At 55.7% G+C, this 19,446-nt stretch carries 18 protein-coding genes and 1 tRNA gene; 2 read left to right on the top strand and 17 right to left on the bottom strand.

The annotated features are described in order from the left end of the window. Positions 1 to 31: 31 nt before the first annotated feature. The 7 genes from ABFT80_RS25660 to ABFT80_RS25630 all read right to left on the bottom strand — a co-directional run bounded on the left by ABFT80_RS25660 (position 32) and on the right by ABFT80_RS25630 (position 8,291). Positions 32 to 107, bottom strand: a tRNA-Cys gene (locus tag ABFT80_RS25660). A 609-nt stretch (positions 108 to 716) separates the two neighbouring features. Then, entirely contained in the window at positions 717 to 2,102 is a 1,386-nt protein-coding gene (locus tag ABFT80_RS25655; protein ID WP_347974793.1) for an MmgE/PrpD family protein, read from the bottom strand. Next, entirely contained in the window at positions 2,099 to 3,259 is a 1,161-nt protein-coding gene (locus ABFT80_RS25650) for a mandelate racemase/muconate lactonizing enzyme family protein (protein ID WP_347974792.1), read from the bottom strand. The genes ABFT80_RS25655 and ABFT80_RS25650 overlap by 4 nt, the downstream gene beginning before the upstream one ends. Then, entirely contained in the window at positions 3,243 to 4,343 is a 1,101-nt protein-coding gene (locus ABFT80_RS25645) for an ABC transporter ATP-binding protein (RefSeq protein WP_347974791.1), read from the bottom strand. The genes ABFT80_RS25650 and ABFT80_RS25645 overlap by 17 nt, the downstream gene beginning before the upstream one ends. A 2-nt stretch (positions 4,344 to 4,345) precedes the next feature. After that, positions 4,346 to 6,040: an ABC transporter permease gene (locus ABFT80_RS25640; protein ID WP_347974790.1), complete on the bottom strand. Its 1,695-nt coding sequence runs from the start codon at positions 6,038 to 6,040 to the stop codon at positions 4,346 to 4,348. A gap of 77 nt (positions 6,041 to 6,117) precedes the next feature. Continuing rightward, positions 6,118 to 7,128, bottom strand: a complete 1,011-nt coding sequence (locus tag ABFT80_RS25635; RefSeq protein ID WP_347974789.1) for an ABC transporter substrate-binding protein — start codon at positions 7,126 to 7,128, stop codon at positions 6,118 to 6,120. Positions 7,129 to 7,178: 50 nt separating this feature from the next. Further along, complete coding sequence (locus ABFT80_RS25630) at positions 7,179 to 8,291, bottom strand: mandelate racemase/muconate lactonizing enzyme family protein (RefSeq protein ID WP_347974788.1); 1,113 nt, start codon at positions 8,289 to 8,291, stop codon at positions 7,179 to 7,181. 128 nt (positions 8,292 to 8,419) lie between these two features. On the opposite strand from ABFT80_RS25630, the gene ABFT80_RS25625 reads away from it, so the two are divergent. Continuing rightward, positions 8,420 to 9,097: a GntR family transcriptional regulator gene (locus ABFT80_RS25625; RefSeq protein ID WP_347974787.1), complete on the top strand. Its 678-nt coding sequence runs from the start codon at positions 8,420 to 8,422 to the stop codon at positions 9,095 to 9,097. Positions 9,098 to 9,332: 235 nt separating this feature from the next. Here ABFT80_RS25625 and ABFT80_RS25620 read toward each other — a convergent pair whose 3' ends face one another. The 6 genes from ABFT80_RS25620 to ABFT80_RS25595 all read right to left on the bottom strand — a co-directional run bounded on the left by ABFT80_RS25620 (position 9,333) and on the right by ABFT80_RS25595 (position 14,775). Continuing rightward, positions 9,333 to 9,701 carry a cupin domain-containing protein gene (locus ABFT80_RS25620; protein WP_347974786.1) on the bottom strand — a complete coding sequence of 123 codons (369 nt, stop codon included), beginning with the start codon at positions 9,699 to 9,701 and terminating at the stop codon, positions 9,333 to 9,335. An 18-nt stretch (positions 9,702 to 9,719) separates the two neighbouring features. Further along, a complete protein-coding gene (locus tag ABFT80_RS25615) occupies positions 9,720 to 10,493 on the bottom strand; it encodes an SDR family oxidoreductase (RefSeq protein ID WP_347974785.1) in 774 nt (257 codons plus the stop codon). Then, positions 10,490 to 12,055: a tripartite tricarboxylate transporter permease gene (locus ABFT80_RS25610; protein ID WP_347974784.1), complete on the bottom strand. Its 1,566-nt coding sequence runs from the start codon at positions 12,053 to 12,055 to the stop codon at positions 10,490 to 10,492. The genes ABFT80_RS25615 and ABFT80_RS25610 overlap by 4 nt, the downstream gene beginning before the upstream one ends. 18 nt (positions 12,056 to 12,073) lie before the next feature. Further along, positions 12,074 to 12,520, bottom strand: coding sequence for a tripartite tricarboxylate transporter TctB family protein (locus tag ABFT80_RS25605; protein WP_347974783.1), 447 nt, complete (start codon positions 12,518 to 12,520; stop codon positions 12,074 to 12,076). Positions 12,521 to 12,631: 111 nt separating this feature from the next. Continuing rightward, a complete protein-coding gene (locus tag ABFT80_RS25600) occupies positions 12,632 to 13,552 on the bottom strand; it encodes a Bug family tripartite tricarboxylate transporter substrate binding protein (protein ID WP_347974782.1) in 921 nt (306 codons plus the stop codon). A 74-nt stretch (positions 13,553 to 13,626) separates the two neighbouring features. Continuing rightward, positions 13,627 to 14,775: a mandelate racemase/muconate lactonizing enzyme family protein gene (locus ABFT80_RS25595; RefSeq protein WP_347974781.1), complete on the bottom strand. Its 1,149-nt coding sequence runs from the start codon at positions 14,773 to 14,775 to the stop codon at positions 13,627 to 13,629. A gap of 136 nt (positions 14,776 to 14,911) precedes the next feature. Between ABFT80_RS25595 and ABFT80_RS25590 the strand changes: the two genes are divergently transcribed. Further along, positions 14,912 to 15,823 carry a LysR family transcriptional regulator gene (locus tag ABFT80_RS25590; RefSeq protein WP_347974780.1) on the top strand — a complete coding sequence of 304 codons (912 nt, stop codon included), beginning with the start codon at positions 14,912 to 14,914 and terminating at the stop codon, positions 15,821 to 15,823. A gap of 676 nt (positions 15,824 to 16,499) precedes the next feature. On the opposite strand, the gene ABFT80_RS25585 is transcribed toward ABFT80_RS25590, so the two are convergent. The 4 genes from ABFT80_RS25585 to ABFT80_RS25570 all read right to left on the bottom strand — a co-directional run bounded on the left by ABFT80_RS25585 (position 16,500) and on the right by ABFT80_RS25570 (position 19,446). Next, positions 16,500 to 17,306, bottom strand: a complete 807-nt coding sequence (locus tag ABFT80_RS25585; protein WP_347974779.1) for a transporter substrate-binding domain-containing protein — start codon at positions 17,304 to 17,306, stop codon at positions 16,500 to 16,502. Positions 17,307 to 17,383: 77 nt separating this feature from the next. Beyond that, the gene (locus tag ABFT80_RS25580; RefSeq protein WP_347974778.1) at positions 17,384 to 18,115 is read right to left on the bottom strand and encodes an amino acid ABC transporter ATP-binding protein; all 732 of its coding nucleotides are present in this window, start codon (positions 18,113 to 18,115) and stop codon (positions 17,384 to 17,386) included. Further along, entirely contained in the window at positions 18,084 to 18,749 is a 666-nt protein-coding gene (locus ABFT80_RS25575) for an amino acid ABC transporter permease (protein ID WP_347974777.1), read from the bottom strand. Before ABFT80_RS25575 ends, ABFT80_RS25580 begins: the two co-directional genes overlap by 32 nt. A 1-nt stretch (position 18,750) precedes the next feature. After that, positions 18,751 to 19,446 carry an amino acid ABC transporter permease gene (locus tag ABFT80_RS25570; protein ID WP_347974776.1) on the bottom strand — a complete coding sequence of 232 codons (696 nt, stop codon included), beginning with the start codon at positions 19,444 to 19,446 and terminating at the stop codon, positions 18,751 to 18,753.

Genomic DNA, 19,446 nt, shown 5'->3' with positions numbered 1-19,446 from the left:
AGCCTCCTATTCTGACTTGGGCTACCCTTATTGGAGGCCTCGCCCTGGATTCGAACCGGGGCTTTGGAGATTTGCAGTCTCCCGCGTAACCACTCCGCCACGAGGCCATTAGGTAATACAACCCTTGCCAGAAGATTCAAAAACTTCGCAAAAAGCAATTAAGGTCGTCTTAAGAATGTGACAACACTGCGGGCCAGCTGTTATAAAACCATCCCCTTCTCATCTTTTGGCATGTGCTGTACGGCGTGCCGGCCACCTGTGAAAACGCCATAAAGGGGAAGCCTTGGCGGTTGCGAACGACCCGTCAATGAAGAAACAAGGGCTCAGCAGTTGTTGCCGATACATCGTGATGGGCCACTAGTGGATTGATCGGGACGGAAGCGTCCTGTCTGGAATTTCCGGCGTCGGTACGACATGCGACAGTGCGGGACGCGTACTGGTATCAGCATCAGCATTACGGTTTCGGACAGAGCTCGGCTTGAGCCGATCCCGACGAGATCATCGCAGTCGTCAGACGCGGGCACCAAACGTTGGAATCAATACACTAGTGGTTCTGCATATAGAACTTAAGTGGTCTGACAGAGTGGCAGTGTCGCTTCAGACGAGTGAATGAAGGGTCAAGCTCGGGGTTCTGGTGCAACCAGCAGACTAACTCTGTTTGGCGCATGACGCCACTTGCATTTTAGGGAGCTGTTCGATGATCATTCGTCGTCGCTTTAACCTGGTAATAATCCTGCTGTACGCAAGGTCGCCACGAGCCCAAGTTCCGCCAGGTCACGCACCTGTTGGGCAAGCCCACCCAATTTCACTGAGTCTGAACCGAAGATCATTGCGGCCTTTCTTTCCATATCTGTCCAGGTTGCCGGCGAGAAGCGCGTTCCCTTCAATTGCTCCACCTTCGCCGTCAGTGACCTACCGTCATTGGTTGTTAAATAAAGATGCGCCTTGTTGCGACTACCACTGCGCTCAACTGGGTTCATATCGTCGTCATGGACTAGTGTTACTTTGCGCATTAATTCGCCGCCGCGATTTCGATCCAGACGCTCCTGATCATGAGAGTTGGCGAAAGTAAGCTCCCCATCTTCAAGCATGGTCGCTAGAACAAATTGTAGCGAGATTGGAGGCATATCGCGGTCATCAACGATATATGCCTTCTGGGACGGGAGATGGCATCGAACTGTTTGCACCTCATTCGCGCGAATTCCTGTTGAAAGAATCTCGTCCATCGCCTGTGCTGCGGCCTGAATCGGCAACCCTACGGGGTAAAGCTTGATGTCAGCCTCAAATACCCCGCCTTTCGGCGACTCGATCAATTCCATTAAACGCTCGGGTGTCGACAGCCCTTCAAAGCTATCAAAGAAGTTGATGTTGCGATCCAGAACATCGGGCACTCCGGTAAAACCCAAGCTTGCCATCAGCGCTGCACGGACGCCCTGTTCGGCAGGCATTCCCCCGAAGACGTAGGCCTTTTCAACATGACTGCGCTCACGATAAAGCGAATTAACGCCGGAACAAAGTTGGGCCGCATAAGACAACGCATATGCCGTGGCCCGAGTATCCAACTTCAATATGGCGCTGCAAGCCGCCACGGAACCCATCACCTGGCCAGCATTATGGGTCGCCCGGGCCGAATGCATTCTAGCAGCATCCTCGGCCCAGATCGCCTTGGGAAACGCTATGCCAACCTGGTAACCGATCAGGACTGCGTTCACTATGTCAGCCCCATTGCTGCCAAGGTGGTCAGCGAGCGCCAAAACTGCGGGAATAATCGATGCGCCGGGATGCATACGGGCAGTCTCGGAAGTATCATCGGTTTCATCGGCATGGGCAAACATCCCATTGACCATTGCCGCGATCTCTGGCGAGGCGAAAAGATCCGTCCCCACGATTCTTGCTGTACCGCTGCTGCAGAAAGCCTTTTGATATGACAGTGCCTTTTGGCCGGCGATAAGGTGTCGACCCGAAAGCATCGCAAGCAGGGTGTCATAAATGTGGATACAGACCTTATCGCGTGCATCGTCGGTCCAATCAGCCAGTTGCCGCTGAACGATATATCGCGCCACGTTTTCTGTTAGCGTTGTCATCATAGTCGAATCCATCATTCCCAGCCCATCCGCATTGACTTTGCAACTGCCATCTCATTGAACTCGAATCCGAACCCTGGTTCTTCGCTTAACACCATGCGTCCGCCTTCGATTAATAGCGGTCGATCAAGCAGGTTCTGCAAATTCACGATGCGATCATCGGAAAAATACTCGACAAACATTGCGTTGGGTGCGGACGCCATAAGCGGCGCATGAAAGTCTTGCCAAGCATGCGTGCATACTGGAATACCTGCGGCGTCGGCGATCGTTGCGATTCGACACCACTCGCTGACACCGCCACACGCAAACATATCTGGTTGCGCGATCTGAACAGCGCCGCGCTCAATCAAATCACGGAACCGCCAGCGTCCTGCTTCGATTTCTCCGCCTGCAATCCCAATACTAGTTCTAGTGGCCAAGCGTGCATGGCTTTCAATGTCGTCAGGCAAAAACGGCTCTTCGATCCAGAAGGGATTGAATTCCTCTACAAGGCTTAAGAATTGCATAGCGGTTGCGACATCGGGCCATGCATTGTTTGCATCCATCATGAGGCGAACATCAGGTCCGATTGCTTCACGTGCGGCGCGGACGCGATCACGATCTACGGAAGGTGACGCGCGTCCCACTTTCATTTTCACAGCGTCAAACCCGAGTGAAACATAGCCCGCGAATTCAGCCTGTAGCTGATCGACGTCGCGTTCAGGATAATAGTATCCACCCGATGCATAGGCTGGTACGGAGCCGGACATGCACCCTCCGAGCATTCGCCAGATGGGAAGGCCGACAGCTTTGGCATTGCGGTCCCACAAAGCGATGTCGATCGCCGAGATCGCCCGCAAGACAGATCCGGCGCGCCCTTGCAGCAAGGCGTGCCGATACATCTTTGACCACAATGCTTCAGTGAGCGACGGGTCTTCGCCGATAACTTGTCGGGCCAGAAGACTGCGCACTGCAGCGACGGCAATTTCACCACCTTCATCACCAACATACGCCGCTCCGATGCCTGAACATCCATCACTAGTTTCCACACGTACAAGGAGGTACTGACGCGACGTAACCGTTCGGGTGGCGAATACGGCGGGATTATTCAGCGGCACATCGGTCAAACAACTCTTGACTGAGGTTATTCTTGCACCGGCCATGGGCGCTGAGTGTTTTTTAGATTTTAGTTGCATAATCTTCCACCACTGTGATGCCGTTTTTTGGTATTCCGACGAAGATCGTGTCTCCATCTGCGTGTCGCTGAGGGGCAAATTGCTGGATGCGTAGCGACAGGTCGCCAGCCTCCAGCTTCACCAGATAATCAATGATGTTGCCGTTATAGAGTGCCTCGACAATTCGCCCACGATGGCGTCCTTCACCGGGATCCTGCCAGAGTTCGATCGATTCCGGCCTGACAAGAAGCGCAAATCTACCGTCCGGCTTCTCATCCGATGCCAAGTGAGGAGCAAGGCTTTCGATCTTGCCAATAGGCGTCTCCAGGGTGGCGAAGTTGCCACGTATTGCGGTGACGCTGCCGGGGATAATGTTGGATAATCCAACGAATTCGGCCACCATCCTAGTACGAGGTTTTTCGTAGAGATCGTGCGGTCCGCAGAGTTCGATCACCCGCCCTTGGCTCATAACCGCGATCTGATCCGAAAGAAGCAGAGCTTCCTCCTGATTGTGGGTGACGAAGATCGCAGTGATACCCAGTTTCCGTTGCAGTCGCTTCAACTCGATGCGCATGGATTCGCGCAATTTAGCGTCAAGATTTGAGAGCGGCTCGTCAAGCAACAGAATGCGTGGCTCGGTCACCACCGCTCTTGCCAGGGCAACGCGCTGCTGCTGTCCGCCTGATAGCTGACTCGAGAACTTCTGCTCCTGTCCCTTGAGACCAACGATTTCTATAGCTTCATTCACGCGACGCTTCAGTTCCGCATCAGCGGTCCGCCGCGTGCGCAATCCATAGGCCACGTTTTCGAAAACAGACATATGGGGCCAGACAGCATAGCTCTGGAACACCATACCCATTTGTCGTTTTTCTGCAGGCAAGACGAAGTCTGCGCTTGAGACGACTTCGCCATCGACTTCGATTTCACCAATCGTTGGGTGGATAAAACCTGCAATCATCCGAAGCGTGGTCGTCTTACCGCAACCTGATGGGCCAAGCAGTGAAAGAAAGGATCCGGGCGGAACGCTCAGGTTCACGTCCTCAACCGCTCGAAACGTATTATAGTGTTTGTGCAGATTGCTGATAGTCAGCTGGCCAATAGCCATACTCATCTCCCAAAATCTTGGTCCGTTAGTTTGGATTTACGCTGCGCCAACTGGGCGAGCAGCGCGATTGCGACCATCGTCACGAATATGCAGACAGCGAAAGCTGACGCTTGCTGATAGCCGCCGCCCGAGTCCCAGATGTCGAGAATCGCGGTCGAAACAGTGTCGGTTCCGATATGACGGAGAATGATGGAGGCAGAAACCTCTGTCAGCGATGCCAGGAAAACAAGCACTGCACCAGCCAGGATACCAGGCAGGATCAGCGGCACGATAATGGTTCGTGTGGAATGCAACCATGAAGCGCCGGCAAGGCGTGCGGCCTCCTCCAGTTCGGGAGAAAGTTGCATGATCGTGGTTTGTATGGGACGCACCGCCAGTGGAAAGTTGCGGATAAAATAAGCGATGAAAAGCACCCACAATGTTCCATAGAGGGAGAGCGTTGCAAATGGTGCGTTGGTTACGGTCAAAATAATTGCAACCGCCAGCGCCGTACCTGCGATCCCTGTGGGCAGGACGGAAAGATAATCCAGGGCCGAGGTCAGAATATTGCGTCGTCGTACGATCAGATAGGCAATAACCAGCGCAAGCAGCGAAGCGACGACTGCTGTCGAAATTGACAACAACATGCTGTTTATGAACGAACGGAACGCTAGGTCATCACGAAACAGAATGTTGTAGTAGTGCCGCGTCGTCAGGTTATCTACGGAGAACCCACGACCCAGACTGCGAAGGAATGACACCATTACCAGTCCGGCGACAGGTACGATTATGGTCACACACACATAGATTACTGCAAAGGCATTGAACGCCCAACGCCATGCTCCAATGTCGATTTTCTTAGGTTGGTACCCTTTGCCGCCGACAATGGCAAAGTTGTTTCCACGGATTGAACGACGGTAGAGAGCGAGTACGAAAATAGAAAACGCCACGAGAAGCATTGAAACTGCTGCAGCGCCCGCAAAATCTCCACCCAACATATACTCGCGGATCCGCAAGGTCAGAACGGTGTATCCCAGCATGTGCGGTACGCCATAATCAGTGAGCGCACCTGCCAGAGAGACCAGTGCGCCTGCGTAGATGGCGTTGCGAACAAGTGGCAGGGTGATGCGTGTAATGGTCCTCAGCCGACCGGCACCGGTGATTTCTGATGCTTCCTCGAACTCTGGATTCATCTTGGCTAATGAAGCCGACGTTACCAAAAATACAAAAGCAACCGCACTCTGCGTACCCAGGAGCAGTACGCCAGGTAGGGAGAAAATGTTGATCGGGCCTTTGCTGATGCCGAGCCCAAACAAGTCTCGCAGCCAGACATTGATGACGCCAGCGTTGGGGCCAAGAAGATTTACATAGGCCATTGCCATGAGAAATCCTGGCGTGACCACTGTTGCTATAATCGAGAGGCGCAACAACTTGGCCGCCGAAGGTGCGATATTTACACGTTCCACCAAGAACGCTAACGGCACACCAACTATAACGCTCAGTGCACTAACACCGCCTACATAGATCAAGGTGTTGACCGCTGCGCGCACCGTTCCAGGGGTGGATAAGGTGCGGACGTAGTGCCCGAATATACCTGACTCTCCAGTTATGGAGGCTGCCAGGAGATAGGCTAGCGGGATCAGAATTGCGGCTACAACGAATACAATAACTGCTGCCCACAAGATATATATCGGCTCAAATTTCCGTAAAGCGTTCATGGGGATTCCAAGATTGCGCGCGTAGAGAACAGCGACGTCGCTCGCAGCTGACTCATTGGATCGACGCCACCGCCAGCTTAGTTGGCTTCCACTGCAGCGATTAGCTTTTTGGTGTTCTCGTCGCGCATTGCAGGGGGGATGGACACAAGTTCACGTTTTACGGTGTCGAGTGTCCTTCCATCAGGCGCTTTAAAGGGTGCTTTCGGATTCGAAGGCGTGTGACCAACAACCTCTGACAGAAATGTCTGGCCCCCAATAGATGCGAGAAACTCATGCATCTTGACCGCCGAGTCGTGATTTTTGGCGCCCTTAACAATTGCTGCCGCAATGATGTTTCCAGGTGATCCCTCTTCAGGCCAGACGATCTTGACGGGCTCGTTGTTTTCGTAAGCTGTCTTAAGATTGGCTATTCCAATGGAAGCCGCAATCCAGACTTCTCCGGTCACGACAAAGTCCGCAAGTTGGGGATGACCGGTCGTGAGGACCAAATCCTGAGCAGCGAATTTGTTAATGAAGTCCCAACCAAAAGGCGGCTCGCCAAAGCGTTCACGAAGGTTCTCGGTCCAGTAACGGATCGGGATCTGTGCGCCTCCCGCTAAACGTGGGTCGGCCATTCCGATCTTGCCTTTCCACTTCGGATCAAGCAGATCCTTCCACGCCTTGGGCGCGTCGGCTTCAGAGACGAACTTGGTATTGTAGACCATCACATAGGGTGAAAAATCAATTGGCACCCAATAACCGTCAGGATCAGTTGCCTCTGGCACCAATTCGTCGACAGAAGACGGTCGGTTTGCTTCCAGGTAGCCTGCATCTTTGAATTGCTCCATGAAGTCGACGTCCGACGTAATATAATCGGCCCGTCCTACATCCTGCTCCATCTCGGTCGTAAAGATTGTAGCTAATGCAGCATTTCCTGAACGAAAGTACTGAACATTCACCTCAGGATGCACTTCATTGAAAGCCTTGACCAGCGCTTCAATCCGCTCTCGCGGCCAATGAGAGTAAATCGTCAGATCTTCCGCAAGCAGCGGTGTCACGGCGGCGGCAGAGAATGCGAGTGCTGTTAGTACTGTCTTTAATCGAAGCATGTTCTCCTCCATTCAGCTTCATTTCATTACGACGAACCCATCGTTAGGAATCAGGTGTCGGCGACTCCATTCGCAGGATAAGCCGTACAGGCAATCGGAACGCCTAATCCGGGCGCTTGCGGTACGGCAATTTCACCAGCCTCGGGCACAGGAAGAGGCGTTTCGAAAAAGTCAACAAACGGATTATCCAGATACATATGCTCGTGCATGAAGGTCCCAGGTAGGGAAGATGCCAGCTGCAAAGTTGCGGCCATGCATACAGGCCCAGATGCACCTGTGTGAAGCGCGATAGGTAGATTGAACGCGTGCGCTGTCGCTGCAATACGAAGGCAGCCTGTAATGCCGCCAGCGCGGGTTACATTCGGTTGCACGAGATCGATCAGGCCCTCTTCAAGGAATGACCTAATTCCGAAACTGTGGAACTCGCCTTCGCCCAGAGCAACGCGCTGCCCCGTTGCTGCACGCAGCCGCCGGTATCCCGGAATATCGTCGAGAGGCAGCGGCTCTTCCAAGAAATATAAGTCGTAGCGTTCAACCTTGCGCGAAAAGGCAATTGCATCTGGAGCGGTAAAGCCCGAATTCGCGTCAGCAAAAAGCATAATGTCTGGGGCTGCCTCCCTGACTGCAGCAACTCGCGCGACATCCTGTGTGACTTTGCCGGAAATCTTGATCTTGATGGCGGAATAACCCTGCTCAACCAGACGGAAGGCTTCTTCGGCCATCATGTCAGGGGAATTGATGAGAATTGAGGATGCGTACGCCGGAAGAACCTTGTGGTTCATGCCGTGCAAAAGTCTGCCAATGGGTTGGGTCGCCCTTTGCCCCGCAATATCCCACAGAGCGATATCGACTCCACTTATGGCCTCAATCAAAAACCCTCGAGTATGTCCGCGGAAACGAAGAGTGCTGAACATGCGCTCCCAATGCGCACCAATGTCTGCCGGGTCCTGCCCCACCAATAGAGGTGCGAGAATCTCGTCAATCACGTTCATTGCGACCGACGGACCGATGCGTGAGCAACACTCGCCATAGCCAACGATACCCTCATCTGTCTCGATTCTCACCAAAACCGCTTCCAATTTTGTGATTAACGAGGTCGCAATCCGCCACGGCTGGCGGAGCTGTCGGACTAACACTTCTGCTGTGACACTGATAATCTTCATCAATCTCTCCAAAACTGATATACCAGTTATGGAGATTTTAATGTTGAGTCAACGGGATTTCACTTTTTTTCTAGACATTTTATGGAGCTTAATTTAAAATCTAGTATATCAATTAATGCAGGAAAGTTATGGTAGACGGCAACAATGGCGGGCGTGAAGAAATTTATGCACAGCTTCGCGAGGAAATCGTCACTTTAAGGCGCGCCCCCGGAAGTCCTATTTCGGATAAGCTTCTCTCACAGGAGCGATCAATCAGCAGAACCCCCGTTCGAGAGGCATTGTTGAAACTTGCCGATGAAGGGTTGGTTCAGGTCATTCCACGATCAGGAACATATGTTTCGCGCATCAATCTTGGAATGCTGCGCGACGCCCAATTCGTTCGCATAGCCTTGGAAATCGAAGCCGTTCAGGATGCGGCGCGATGCGCAAGCAAGTCAGATTTTCGGGCTCTGGAGCGAATCATCGGACAACAGACTGCAATCGCCGGGCAAATGCGAGAAATGGCCGAATTTTATCGGCTCGACGAACAGTTTCACCGGACTATTTTCGAAATAGGCAAACGCGATGGGGTGTGGCCTGTCCTCGAAAGAGCAAAGACACAACTTCAACGAATGAGATATATCAGTCTTGGCGACACAGGGCGTCAGGCAATGGTAATCAAGGAACATCAAGCGATTATCTCTGCAATCGCCCAAGGTGATGCGACACTAGCAAGTGAAACGATGCGAGCGCATATCGATGCTGCTTTCGCCAAGACGTTTCAGAATATGGAGCTTTTGCGAACCGCGATTGATCCAACAGGTTGACACTTATCGGCTTTCTCGTCGCATTGTAACTTCTTCTTGCCCATATTGCCGCAGACATCGGTGCTCGATCAACAACCTTAGGGAATTTCATCGTTCTGCTCGGGACCACTAAAGCTTGGCGAGAGTCTCCGCCGGCCTAATTGTCCGGTCTTGCAGGCCGTCTGCTCGTCATTTGAACGCATTGCCGGACCATAGGCTTGACGCATACCAGCAGCGTCAGCGCAGATCCGGTGATCTATTCAAAACGAAGCACCGAGGAGCCTACCCATCCAGGCAACTGATCCGGTCGAGCGGGGGCGAAGAGTTCATAGTAAACGCAGCCTTCTGGCCCACAACCGACCGCAGCGTGGCGGGACCCTGCGGGAAAGAAGACCAGGTCTCCCGGAAGAGCATCAAAGACCTTGCCGTCGACGGTCAAGGTAACCTGGCCTGATACCATGACCAGGAGCTGCTCGTTGTCATGCCAATGGGTTTTGCCGTCGAACTCTGCGTCAGGCGTCGTTTCCACCCGTACGGCGGACACCTTGTCGCCGCAGATTCCCCGGCGCGCGGAGCCGGCCCGCATGCCAGGAACGGGAGGATAGATGTTCCAGTCGATGATCATGGCTGCGGCCTTTCCGCTTCAGATATTGGGAACCAGGCCGCCATCAACGCGGATGACCGACCCGGTTACGTAGGAGGCCTTCGTGCTGGCGAGGAATGCGACAACGTCCGCATATTCCTTCGGGTCACCGTAACGGCCGATCGGGATAGAGGCCGTGCTTCGTCGGGCGATCTCCAAAACATCGACGCCTTCGCGCTTGGCTTTCTGCTCGTCGAGATAGGTGATCCGTCCGGTCGCGATGCGCCCCGGCAGTACGATGTTGGATGTCACGCCATCGCGTCCGACCTCGCCAGCGAGCGTCTTCGACCACCCTACTAGTGAAAGCCGAAGTGAGTTGGAGATGCCGAGATTAGGGATCGGAGCGACGATACCTGATGAAGTGGAGGTAATGATTCGGCCCCACCTACGCTCGCGCATTCCGGGGAGAATAGCATCGGTGATGGCAATGACAGACAGCACCATCGAACGGAAATAGATACCCCAAACTTCGGGGCTCTGGCCACCCGCCGTCGTCGACGGAGGCCCGCCAGTCAGCGCGACGAGCACGTCTACGTCGCCGACCTCGGCGATCTTGCCCGGAATGGCGTCAATATCGCCGAGGTCCCACCGGACTCCGGTGGCGCGTCCGCCGGCGGCGGTGATCGCCTCGACCGCCTCGCGTACTGCCTCCGCGCTGATGTCGGCTATGGCTACCCTTGCGCCTTCGGCGGCCAGCGTCGCGGAGATCGCGCTGCCTAGTCCGCCTCCGCCACCGAGGACGAGTGCGCGTTTGTCGTTCAGTCCCAGGTTCATTTCACATCCTTTCGAACGTTGTCGGCGTCTGTAGCGTCAGCGGGATGGTCAAGTGTCGACTTCCCTTCCATTTGCACGAGTCTCCTGGGTCTCATCAGGAGCGGAACAACGATGAGCGCGACGGTCATCAAAAGGAGGATGATCGAGATCGGGCTGTGGACGAACTCGGTCATGTCGCCCTGCGCCGAGACGAGGGTGCGACGGATCCCGCGTTCAAGAAGCGGGCCGAGGATCATGCCGAGCACCAAGGGCACCAGCGGATATTCGAGCTTGGCCAGAATATAGCCAACCATCCCGAAAGCGATGGTAAGCGCGACGTCGAACATCGAATAATTGATCGAGTAGACGCCAAACACGACTACGCCGACGACGACTGGATAGAGATAACCAGGTTTGAGAAAGGCGCAGGCGGCTAGGAGAGGGATCATCGCGATCGTAATCGCCACGAGAGCGAGGTTGCCGATGTAGAAGCTGCCGAAGATCGTCCAGACAAACTCCGGCTGCGTGGCGAACAGCATCGGTCCTGGCTGGAGGCCGATCATTAACAAACCACCCATCAGCACGGCGGTCGTCCCCGATCCGGGGATTCCCAGCGCGAACATAGGGATCATGTTGCCGTAGGATGCCGCGTTGTTGGCAGCCTCAGGGGATGCCACACCTTCGAGCGAGCCCTTACCATAAACCTCGGAAGTCTTGGAGGTGCGCTTTGCAAAGGCGTAGGCGATCATCGTTGAGGCTGTGGCGCCGGCTCCCGGCAGGATCCCGACGAAAAAGCCGATGAGCGAGCCGGACGTCAAAGGGGACCAGCATTTCGCCACGTCACGGAAATTAGGCATCAACTCCCGCAAGCGGAAACGGGCGATCTGACCCTTGTCCTCCGCCGCCGCGCTGGGCGAGGCGAACATCTCCGCAAGGCCAAAGAGGCCGACCGCCATGATTGAGAAGTCGATCCCGTCGAACAGCCGCACGTCGCCGAAAGTGAACCGGGGAACGGCCATGATCGGATCGAGCCCGATCGTGCCGACAAAAACTCCCAGGAACAGCGCGGTGAAGCTCTTCACCGGGTCGATGCCACCCAGCACACTCACGAGTGCCAGTGAGAAGATCATTAGGGCGGTCATCTCGGACGGGCCAAACGCGAGGGCGGCACGGGCGATCGTGGTGGCGAAGATAGTGAGCAAGACCAACCCGATCAGCCCGCCGATGAAGGAGGCGGCGACGCTCATGCTAAGCGCCGCGCCAGCTTTACCTTTCTTGGCTAGTTGGTAGCCGTCGATCGCCGTCATGGTGGCAGAAGCATCGCCGGGAATCCCGAGCAGAATGGCGGTCACCGCTCCCCCGTACTGAGCACCGTAGTAAACTGCCCCCAGGGCCGCGATGGCCGCCGTCCCATCGAAGCTGACTGCGACAGGCAGAAGGATGGCGACGCCCGCAGTTGGGCCGAGGCCCGGAAGTGCCCCAATGAACAATCCGATCAGCGAACCGAACAGGACCGCCATCAGGATGGTCGGAGTCGAAGCCGCCATTATGCCGTTTAGAAGGAGATTCCATGTATCGAGCATTCCGTCCTCCTGGATTGGTCAGAGCGCCGGAACGCCGAGCAACACGTTGAAAACTAGATAGATCATGCCGGTCATCATCAAGCAGAGGATGACGAGTATCGAATAGAAGCGACGATCCCGCGGGCCGAATAGGGCACCGATCGCAAGCATCAGGGCTAGGATTGCTGGCAGCATTCCCGTGACATAGGCAGAGGGAACGAAGACTGCGGTGGCGGCCGACGCCATAACCACATACGCAGCTTCGCGCCTGAGAATGTCGGGGAGGCGATGGCGGTTCCTTGCTGCGCGCACTATGTTCCAGAGCGCCAGCGCCACCAGCCCTATGCCGACCAGTGCCGGGAAGAATCCGGGGCCAGGCGTGCCCTGATGGATGTACCCGAGTTGCACGCCGGTGAGCGCAATGTATCCGCCGAGCAGAATAATGAGCGCAGAGAAGATTTTGTCGGTGACGTGAGATGAGAACATGAAACACTCGATCGCGATGTGCGAGATCTCTGCGCGACTAAGATGCGCGGGGCTCGTGGATGGATAATAATCCTGCCGCCCGGCATGGCCGGAACGGCAGACGCCCGAGGCTTACTGAATTATTTTCAGTTCGCGCATCATCCTGTCATAGAGCGTGTTCGTCTTCTCCATTTCGGCTGCGAAGGCCTCGGAGCCGACAAAGTCGGGCACCTCGCTGAAACGGTCGACATATTGCGTCCTCCAGGCATCGCTTTCGGCGACCCGGCGCAGGACATCCTCCCAATATCGAATGACTTCCGGGTCCTGGTCGGGTGGCATTATGACGCCGCGAAGCTGGCTGTGGACGATCTCGACGCCGAGCTCCTGGAAGGTCGGCACGTCCTGAAGTGCGGGGATGCGCTCCTTGGAGGTGACGGCGATCGGGGTGAGAGCCCGCGCCTTTACTTGTTCGATGATTTCGTTCGGATTGCCGAAAACGAGATCTATATGACCTCCCAGCATGGCAGTCAGCACTTCCCCCTCGCCATCGAACGGCACAACCCTCAGCTCGGCACCCGTCTGTTGCGACAGCATGTTGGCAAGAAGCGTCGGATCGGACACCGCAGCGGCGGTGCCGACGCGCAGTCCCGCGTGAGCCTTGATGTAGTCAATCGAATCGATCGGCGAACCGGTTCTGACCGCAAGGATGTAGGGCGAGCGCGCGATCCCTGCGAGCGGGGTGAAGCTCTTGTAGTTGATAGCTGAATTGCCGAGCAGCGGTGTGGTAAAGAAGCTGACGCCGACCCCTCCGAGTATGTAGGGATTACCGCTTTGCTGGGCGATGTAATTGTAGGCGATCGCCCCGGCACCGCCCGGCCGGTTCTCAACCAGGACCCGGGCAGATGTTAAATTCTCCTCCCTCAGGACCTTCGCGAGGGTACGTGCCAAAATATCGCTGCCTCCGCCGACGCCGGACTGCACGATGTACTGGATGTCCCTTTCAGGATAATCCTGCGCCGCCGCCGGCCGCACGAATGCCGCGACCGCTGCCACGGAGGCGATCAAAGTTGCCGCAGTGATGCTTCTCCAAATGCACTTTTTCATTGTTTCCTCCCCAGGAATTAAGGCTATCGAATGAGGTAACCGTGTGCGTCCCGCCCCTCCAACGAGACCTCCGACGGATCGCGCACAAGCGCGTCCCTCAGTTGGTCGTAGTCGGGCTCGTAGCCGAGACCCGGAACGTCGGAGAGCTGCATGCGGCCGTCCTTCGGGTCGGGGGTTCCCTTGAAGAATCGCTTGCCCGTCTGCCACATGCCGTAATGAAACTCGACCGGCCCGCCGTTGGCCACACCGCACAGAAGATGGGCGTTGAAGATCGGCCATCCGCCGCCATTCGACATGGTTAGGTTGAAGGCTTGCGCCATGTGGGCGACCTTCAGGGCTTCCGTGAAGCCGCCGCAGTAAAGGACGTTTGGCTGAATCACGTCCACTGCCTGGTGGGTAATCAGATCGCGGTGACTGAATCGGTGACCGTTGTTCTGACCTGACGAGATCGGCACCCGCACCTGCGAACGGAGGTCGGCGAGGCTGCGAGGGTCGTTGTGCTTCACCGGCTCTTCGAACCAATGAAGATTGCAGTCCTCGACCGCCTGGGCGAGCATTCGAGCCTCGTGCGGACCGTACCAGCAGTTGGCGTCGATCATCAGGGCAATTTCGGGGCCGATCGCTTCGCGTGCGAATTGCACGCGTCGAACATCGTCGCGCCATGTGCGCTTTGGCTCTGCACCGACAACCATCTTCAGCATCCTGTGCCCATCAGCGACGAATTTCTTTCCATAATCGGCTATCTGATGCTCGTCGAAGAACGGATAGCCAAAGGTGGCGTAGGTCGGCGCAGCGTCGGAATATCCCCCCACCAGTTCGGCGACAGTGCGCCCCTCCGCTTTGCCGCGAAGATCCCATAGAGCAATGTCAACAGCCGACAGCGCGTGGGAGATGACGCCAGTGTAGGCGCGGTTGTTGATACGACTCCAGATGAGATCGTGAATCTTCTCCGTGTGAATGGGATCGAGGCCCTTGATGAGGGGGGCGATCTGCTGGGTGATACATGGGATGATGGCCCACGGCAGAAACTGGCCGGTGACGCCCATACCCTTCAGGCCCGTGTCCGTCTCCACCTCGACGAACACGAACATACGCGTCTCGACGGAGTCTGGAATGTCCGGCAGCACAATGTCATGGCGATGAAGCGATGCGGTGATATTGGCGATCCGCAATTTCTTTCCTCCGTATAATAGCTACCCCTTCAACTCAGCGAGGGTTGTTCGAACAGTAAGACGCCTTCTTTGGAAGGACAAACTTGAAAAACCTGCCGATTGGACGTTTAATCGACCAATGAGGGGAGAAGGTGGAATGAGTGTTGAGGCCATCGCAAGCGTGAACTTAAAGTTGTTGCAGGCGTTTCTCACCGTGGCGGATCATGGTAGCTTCCGGGTCGCTGCAACACACCTGAACCGGTCCCACTCAGCTATCAGCTCGCAAGTGGCGACTTTGGAAGCGCAACTCGGCGTGGTGCTATTTCACCGCACTACGCGCACGGTCAAGTTGTCAGATGAAGGCCGAGAGTTGCTTGAGTGCGCAAAATTTGCGCTGAACGAACTGGGTTTGGGTATACGCAGGCTTCGCGAAGCAGCCGATATTCGCAACAGCCGTGTTTCTCTGGCCTGTTCCTCCAGTATTGCGTCTGAGCACCTCCCGAGCATCCTTGAGGGCTATGTTCGTGACTATCCGGAGATCTCGGTCAATGTCAGGGAATTGACATCACGCGACCTTCTGCATGCTCTGGACGGCGGAGAAGTCGATTTCGCACTCGGACCTCTATCGAACGAAAAGCGCTTCGACTATGAAATAATACTGGAGGAATCGCTTTACGCCGTCGTTCCCATCGCGCTCACGGATGGCCGGAGGCGGATTTCCTTTCGGGACCTCGTCGAATTACCTCTGTTGCTCTCGACGTCGGCGACTGCGATGCGCCGCCTGATCGAAACCGCTGCAGCAGAATGCGGCGTCGAGCTCAACAGCCGCTATCAGTTCATTCAAGTGACGACCATCATCGCAATGGCGGAAGCCGGTCTCGGTGCCGCCATCCTGCCGCGAACGTCGCTGCAGGAAATCCGCCAGCGGGAAAAGGTACGCGTTCTCGAGATTGTTGAGCCGAGTATGCGGCGGAAGATGGCTATCATCACAAAACCGGGCTACCGACCAAGTACCGCCAGCAGCCGATTGATCGAACGCGTGCGAGAAGCCATGCTATCCTGGCATTGACAACGAGATAGCGGCGCCTACTCTTTCGAGTCCCATTCTGTCGCAGGCAATGTTCACGGCGGGTCACGACAGTAGCTAGCGAATCCTTGCCGCATGGGTCGAGAAGCGGCGACTTTAATGGCGCGGCGATTTCTCGCCGCAGACGTTTGCCTAACAGTTCATTAATCTTCCCGTCACCGGCCCACAGTTGCAGGCCATCGTCACGCTAGCGATAGAAGTATTTCGCACTATCGAGAACGGCGGCAAAAGCGCCATGCGCCGCCCGAAGAGCCCATATACAAAAGCGCATCAGCACTTCGCGCAGCTCCGTATTGCTCGGATGCCTAAATGCCACTCGGTGACGGCATCAAGGACCCGAACAATGTTAACTCCCATCCATCAGGTCGCTTGCATAGCGCGGGCAGCTCCGTTCATAGTGCAGCCGAGCGGTTTCGGTCCAGGGCATCATCTCCGTCGAATCCCAGTAATCCGAGTGAATCACAATCCGCTGAAATTACTCACTGCTTTTTGAAAAGCACACTCGGCACTCCGCGATTTCCGCCGATCTCATTCAAGGGGTTCTTGCATTCTTGAGTCAAGTACGGCTTTCGAGCGGACGCGAAGTGGATGCCTTTTTGCCAAGAGCGGGTTGTAAGCACCGGCTCACAAGTCGCCGGTGCCTCGATAAGCCTGAAACTCACTGACCGATCTCGCTGAGTTTTGGCAGCTTCGGCAGAGGCTGCTTCAGCCATTTTTCGTAGATCATTGGCAGAGTATTGTTGTCCATATTGGTGGCAACCCAGGCGTTCAGCCAAGCCAGAAGTTCCGGATTACCCAGACGAAGGCCGACACCAAGGTAGTATTGGTCAACTTCGTACTTGATCTCAAAACGCCCAGGAAAACGCTCTTCCAACGTAAGGAAGCGGTTGTCAGCCGTGCCGAGCGCATCGATCTGACCCGAGGCGAGCGCAGCAATCGTCGTTGCATCGTCGTCATAGCGGACGATTTCGGCGCCGCTTGGCAGAAGCTTGCCCAGTTGCTGATCCGGCGTCGTACCACGCGCAACGCCGGTCTTCTTGCCAACCAGATCCTCGAGGCTGGCGATGGGTAAATCTTTCTCGGCGAATATCACCGAGCGGGTGAAGGAATAGGGATCGGAGAAAGCAACAGTCTTCGCTCGTTCGGGGGTGTAGCTGAATGTTGCGATCACGACATCGGCTTTCTTGCTCAAAAGCGCCGGGATCCGACCCTGCCCATTTGTCGGCACGATTTCCAGCTCTACGCCCATGTCCTTCGCCAGCAATTGTGCGGCTTCGATGTCCGAGCCCTGCGGCTGCTGTTCGGCGTTTGTGAACGCATACGGTGGCGAGCCGAGGTCCATGGCGACGAGAATTTTACCCCTCGCCTTGATCTCTTCAACTGACTGAGCGCCGGCAGTTACCGCTAGTCCAATGATCAATGCTGCGGTGACGCAAAGTGTTTTCATTGCTTTCTCGATAGACATTGTATTCCTCCTCCTGAATTTGTCTTAGGCTTGATGCGGTTCGGTTGTTGCTTCACTAGGTTCTGCTGCACATGCCTTCAGATCACTCTGCTCGAGATGAACTGACGCAATTCCGGCGTCCGCGGATTTTTGAAGAGCTCGGCGGCATCTCCTTCCTCATGGATGCGCCCGCCCTGCATGAAGATCAGCTTGTCGGCGACATGCCGGGCGAAGTTCATTTCGTGCGTCACCATCAGCATGGTCATACCCTGCTCCGCGAGACTTTCGACGACTTTGAGAACTTCTTCCTTCAATTCCGGATCGAGCGCCGATGTCACTTCGTCGAACAACATCACCTTTGGCGACATGGCCAGCGAACGGGCAATGGCGACACGCTGCTGTTGTCCGCCGGAAAGCTGTTCCGGGTAGGAACCGATCTTGTCGATAAGGCCGACTTGATGCAGCACCCGCTCGGCGATTTCGCGGCAAGCATCGCCGGGTATGCTCTTCACCACCTTTAGCGCGAGCGTGATGTTCTTCTCGACCGTCAGATGCGGGAAGAGATTGTAATGCTGGAAGACGATGCCAACGTCCTGCCGCAACAGCCGCAGGTTCGTGCCGGTCTCGCTGAGCGTGTGACCGGCGATCTTAATTTCGCCGGCGCTGAAGGTCTCCAGGCCATTCATACAGCGAAGTATCGTACTCTTGCCCGAACCGCTGCGGCCGATGAGCACTACAACACTGCCACGTGACACGTCGAAAGAGACGTCGTGGAGAACCTCGACCGCGCCGTAACTCTTAGAAACTTTTGACACTTGAACGATCGACATGGACTTTCCTCTCGAAATAGCGACTGAGCATGGACAGCGGAAAACAGATGACAAAATAAATCGCCGCCGCCGTTCCGAAGATTGTGATCGGGTCGATGAGAACGTTGTTGATGAACTGGGCGACACGCGTGACTTCTGTCAGCCCGATGATTGCCGCCAGCGACGTATTTTTAACTATCTGCACTGCAAAGCCGACGGTCGGCGGCAGAGCGATCCGGATCGCTTGTGGCGCGATAACGTAGCGGATTTGCTCCAGGCGGTTCAGACCCAGCGATGCGGATCCTTCCCATTGCGGTTTGGGTATGGACTCGACTGCACCACGCCAAATCTCGCCGAAAAAAGCGCTGGCATAAGCGGTTAGCGCAATGCCGGCGGAGATGATCGGCGGCAGATCGATGCCCAGAAGGGCCATGCCGAAATAGGCCAGAAAGATTTGCATAAGCAGCGGCGTTCCCTGCAGCACCAGGATATAGAGCTGGGCGAATCGCCGAACGACAGCGATGCGGGAAATCCGCATCAGCGTGATGAACACCCCGACAAAGCCGCCGCCCACGAACGCAATGACGGTGAGGATCAAAGTCCACTGCGCAGCCTGGACCATCTGCCAAAGATCGATGAGAGCAAATTCACGCATCTTATGCCACCTGCTGTGAGGCTACGCCGACGGCACGCCGGCGGGGGAAGAGCAGCACGGACACGAAGGACAAAAGCATCCGGAAACCGAGCGTCAAAATGAGATACATTCCCGTAGCGATCAGATAGACTTCGAAGCTTCGGAAGTTCAGAGACTGCACCGAATTGGCCGCGGCCGTTAATTCACTGGCACCTATCACCGAGATGATGCTGGTCCCCAGCATAAGCAGCGTGAACTGGCTGCCGAGAGAGGGATAGACACGCTCCAGTGCCGGCAGGATCACTACATAACGATAGATCTCCCACCGCGACAGGCCGAGCGACTGCGCCGCCTCGATTTGGCCGCGCGGTATAGCTTCGATGCCGGCACGAACGATTTCGGTCGCATAGGCCCCGAAGTTGAAGATCAGTGCAATCATCGCGGCCGTATCGGCCGACAGGCGAATACCCAGCGTCGGCAGCCCGAAATAAACGATGAAGAGCTGCACAAGGATTGGCGTATTACGGATGAATTCGACATACACGCCGGCGACCGACCTCAGAACCACATTGCCGCTGACCCGCCAGATCGCACAGAGAATGCCGATTGCGAGCCCGACGATCATGCCACCAACCGAAAAAACGATCGTCCGCCATGCTCCGTTGAGCAAGAGAAACCAGTCTTCTGCGGTCAGGTCGAACTGAAGCGTGTAGTCCAT

The sequence above is a fragment of the Foliimonas ilicis genome (assembly GCF_039939195.1).
Classification (GTDB): domain Bacteria; phylum Pseudomonadota; class Alphaproteobacteria; order Rhizobiales; family Rhizobiaceae; genus Foliimonas; species Foliimonas ilicis.
This window is presented reverse-complemented; position numbering and strand designations above follow the sequence as displayed.

Bases quoted from the DNA above. Each gene is read 5' to 3' on its own strand.
- ABFT80_RS25655 (WP_347974793.1), bottom strand. From the start codon at position 2,102: ATGATGGATTCGACTATGATGACAACGCTAACAGAAAACGTGGCGCGA.
- ABFT80_RS25650 (WP_347974792.1), bottom strand. From the start codon at position 3,259: ATGCAACTAAAATCTAAAAAACACTCAGCGCCCATGGCCGGTGCAAGA.
- ABFT80_RS25645 (WP_347974791.1), bottom strand. From the start codon at position 4,343: ATGGCTATTGGCCAGCTGACTATCAGCAATCTGCACAAACACTATAAT.
- ABFT80_RS25640 (WP_347974790.1), bottom strand. From the start codon at position 6,040: ATGAACGCTTTACGGAAATTTGAGCCGATATATATCTTGTGGGCAGCA.
- ABFT80_RS25635 (WP_347974789.1), bottom strand. From the start codon at position 7,128: ATGCTTCGATTAAAGACAGTACTAACAGCACTCGCATTCTCTGCCGCC.
- ABFT80_RS25630 (WP_347974788.1), bottom strand. From the start codon at position 8,291: ATGAAGATTATCAGTGTCACAGCAGAAGTGTTAGTCCGACAGCTCCGC.
- ABFT80_RS25625 (WP_347974787.1), top strand. From the start codon at position 8,420: ATGGTAGACGGCAACAATGGCGGGCGTGAAGAAATTTATGCACAGCTT.
- ABFT80_RS25620 (WP_347974786.1), bottom strand. From the start codon at position 9,701: ATGATCATCGACTGGAACATCTATCCTCCCGTTCCTGGCATGCGGGCC.
- ABFT80_RS25615 (WP_347974785.1), bottom strand. From the start codon at position 10,493: ATGAACCTGGGACTGAACGACAAACGCGCACTCGTCCTCGGTGGCGGA.
- ABFT80_RS25610 (WP_347974784.1), bottom strand. From the start codon at position 12,055: ATGCTCGATACATGGAATCTCCTTCTAAACGGCATAATGGCGGCTTCG.
- ABFT80_RS25605 (WP_347974783.1), bottom strand. From the start codon at position 12,520: ATGTTCTCATCTCACGTCACCGACAAAATCTTCTCTGCGCTCATTATT.
- ABFT80_RS25590 (WP_347974780.1), top strand. From the start codon at position 14,912: ATGAGTGTTGAGGCCATCGCAAGCGTGAACTTAAAGTTGTTGCAGGCG.
- ABFT80_RS25585 (WP_347974779.1), bottom strand. From the start codon at position 17,306: ATGTCTATCGAGAAAGCAATGAAAACACTTTGCGTCACCGCAGCATTG.
- ABFT80_RS25580 (WP_347974778.1), bottom strand. From the start codon at position 18,115: ATGTCGATCGTTCAAGTGTCAAAAGTTTCTAAGAGTTACGGCGCGGTC.
- ABFT80_RS25575 (WP_347974777.1), bottom strand. From the start codon at position 18,749: ATGCGTGAATTTGCTCTCATCGATCTTTGGCAGATGGTCCAGGCTGCG.
- ABFT80_RS25570 (WP_347974776.1), bottom strand. From the start codon at position 19,446: ATGGACTACACGCTTCAGTTCGACCTGACCGCAGAAGACTGGTTTCTC.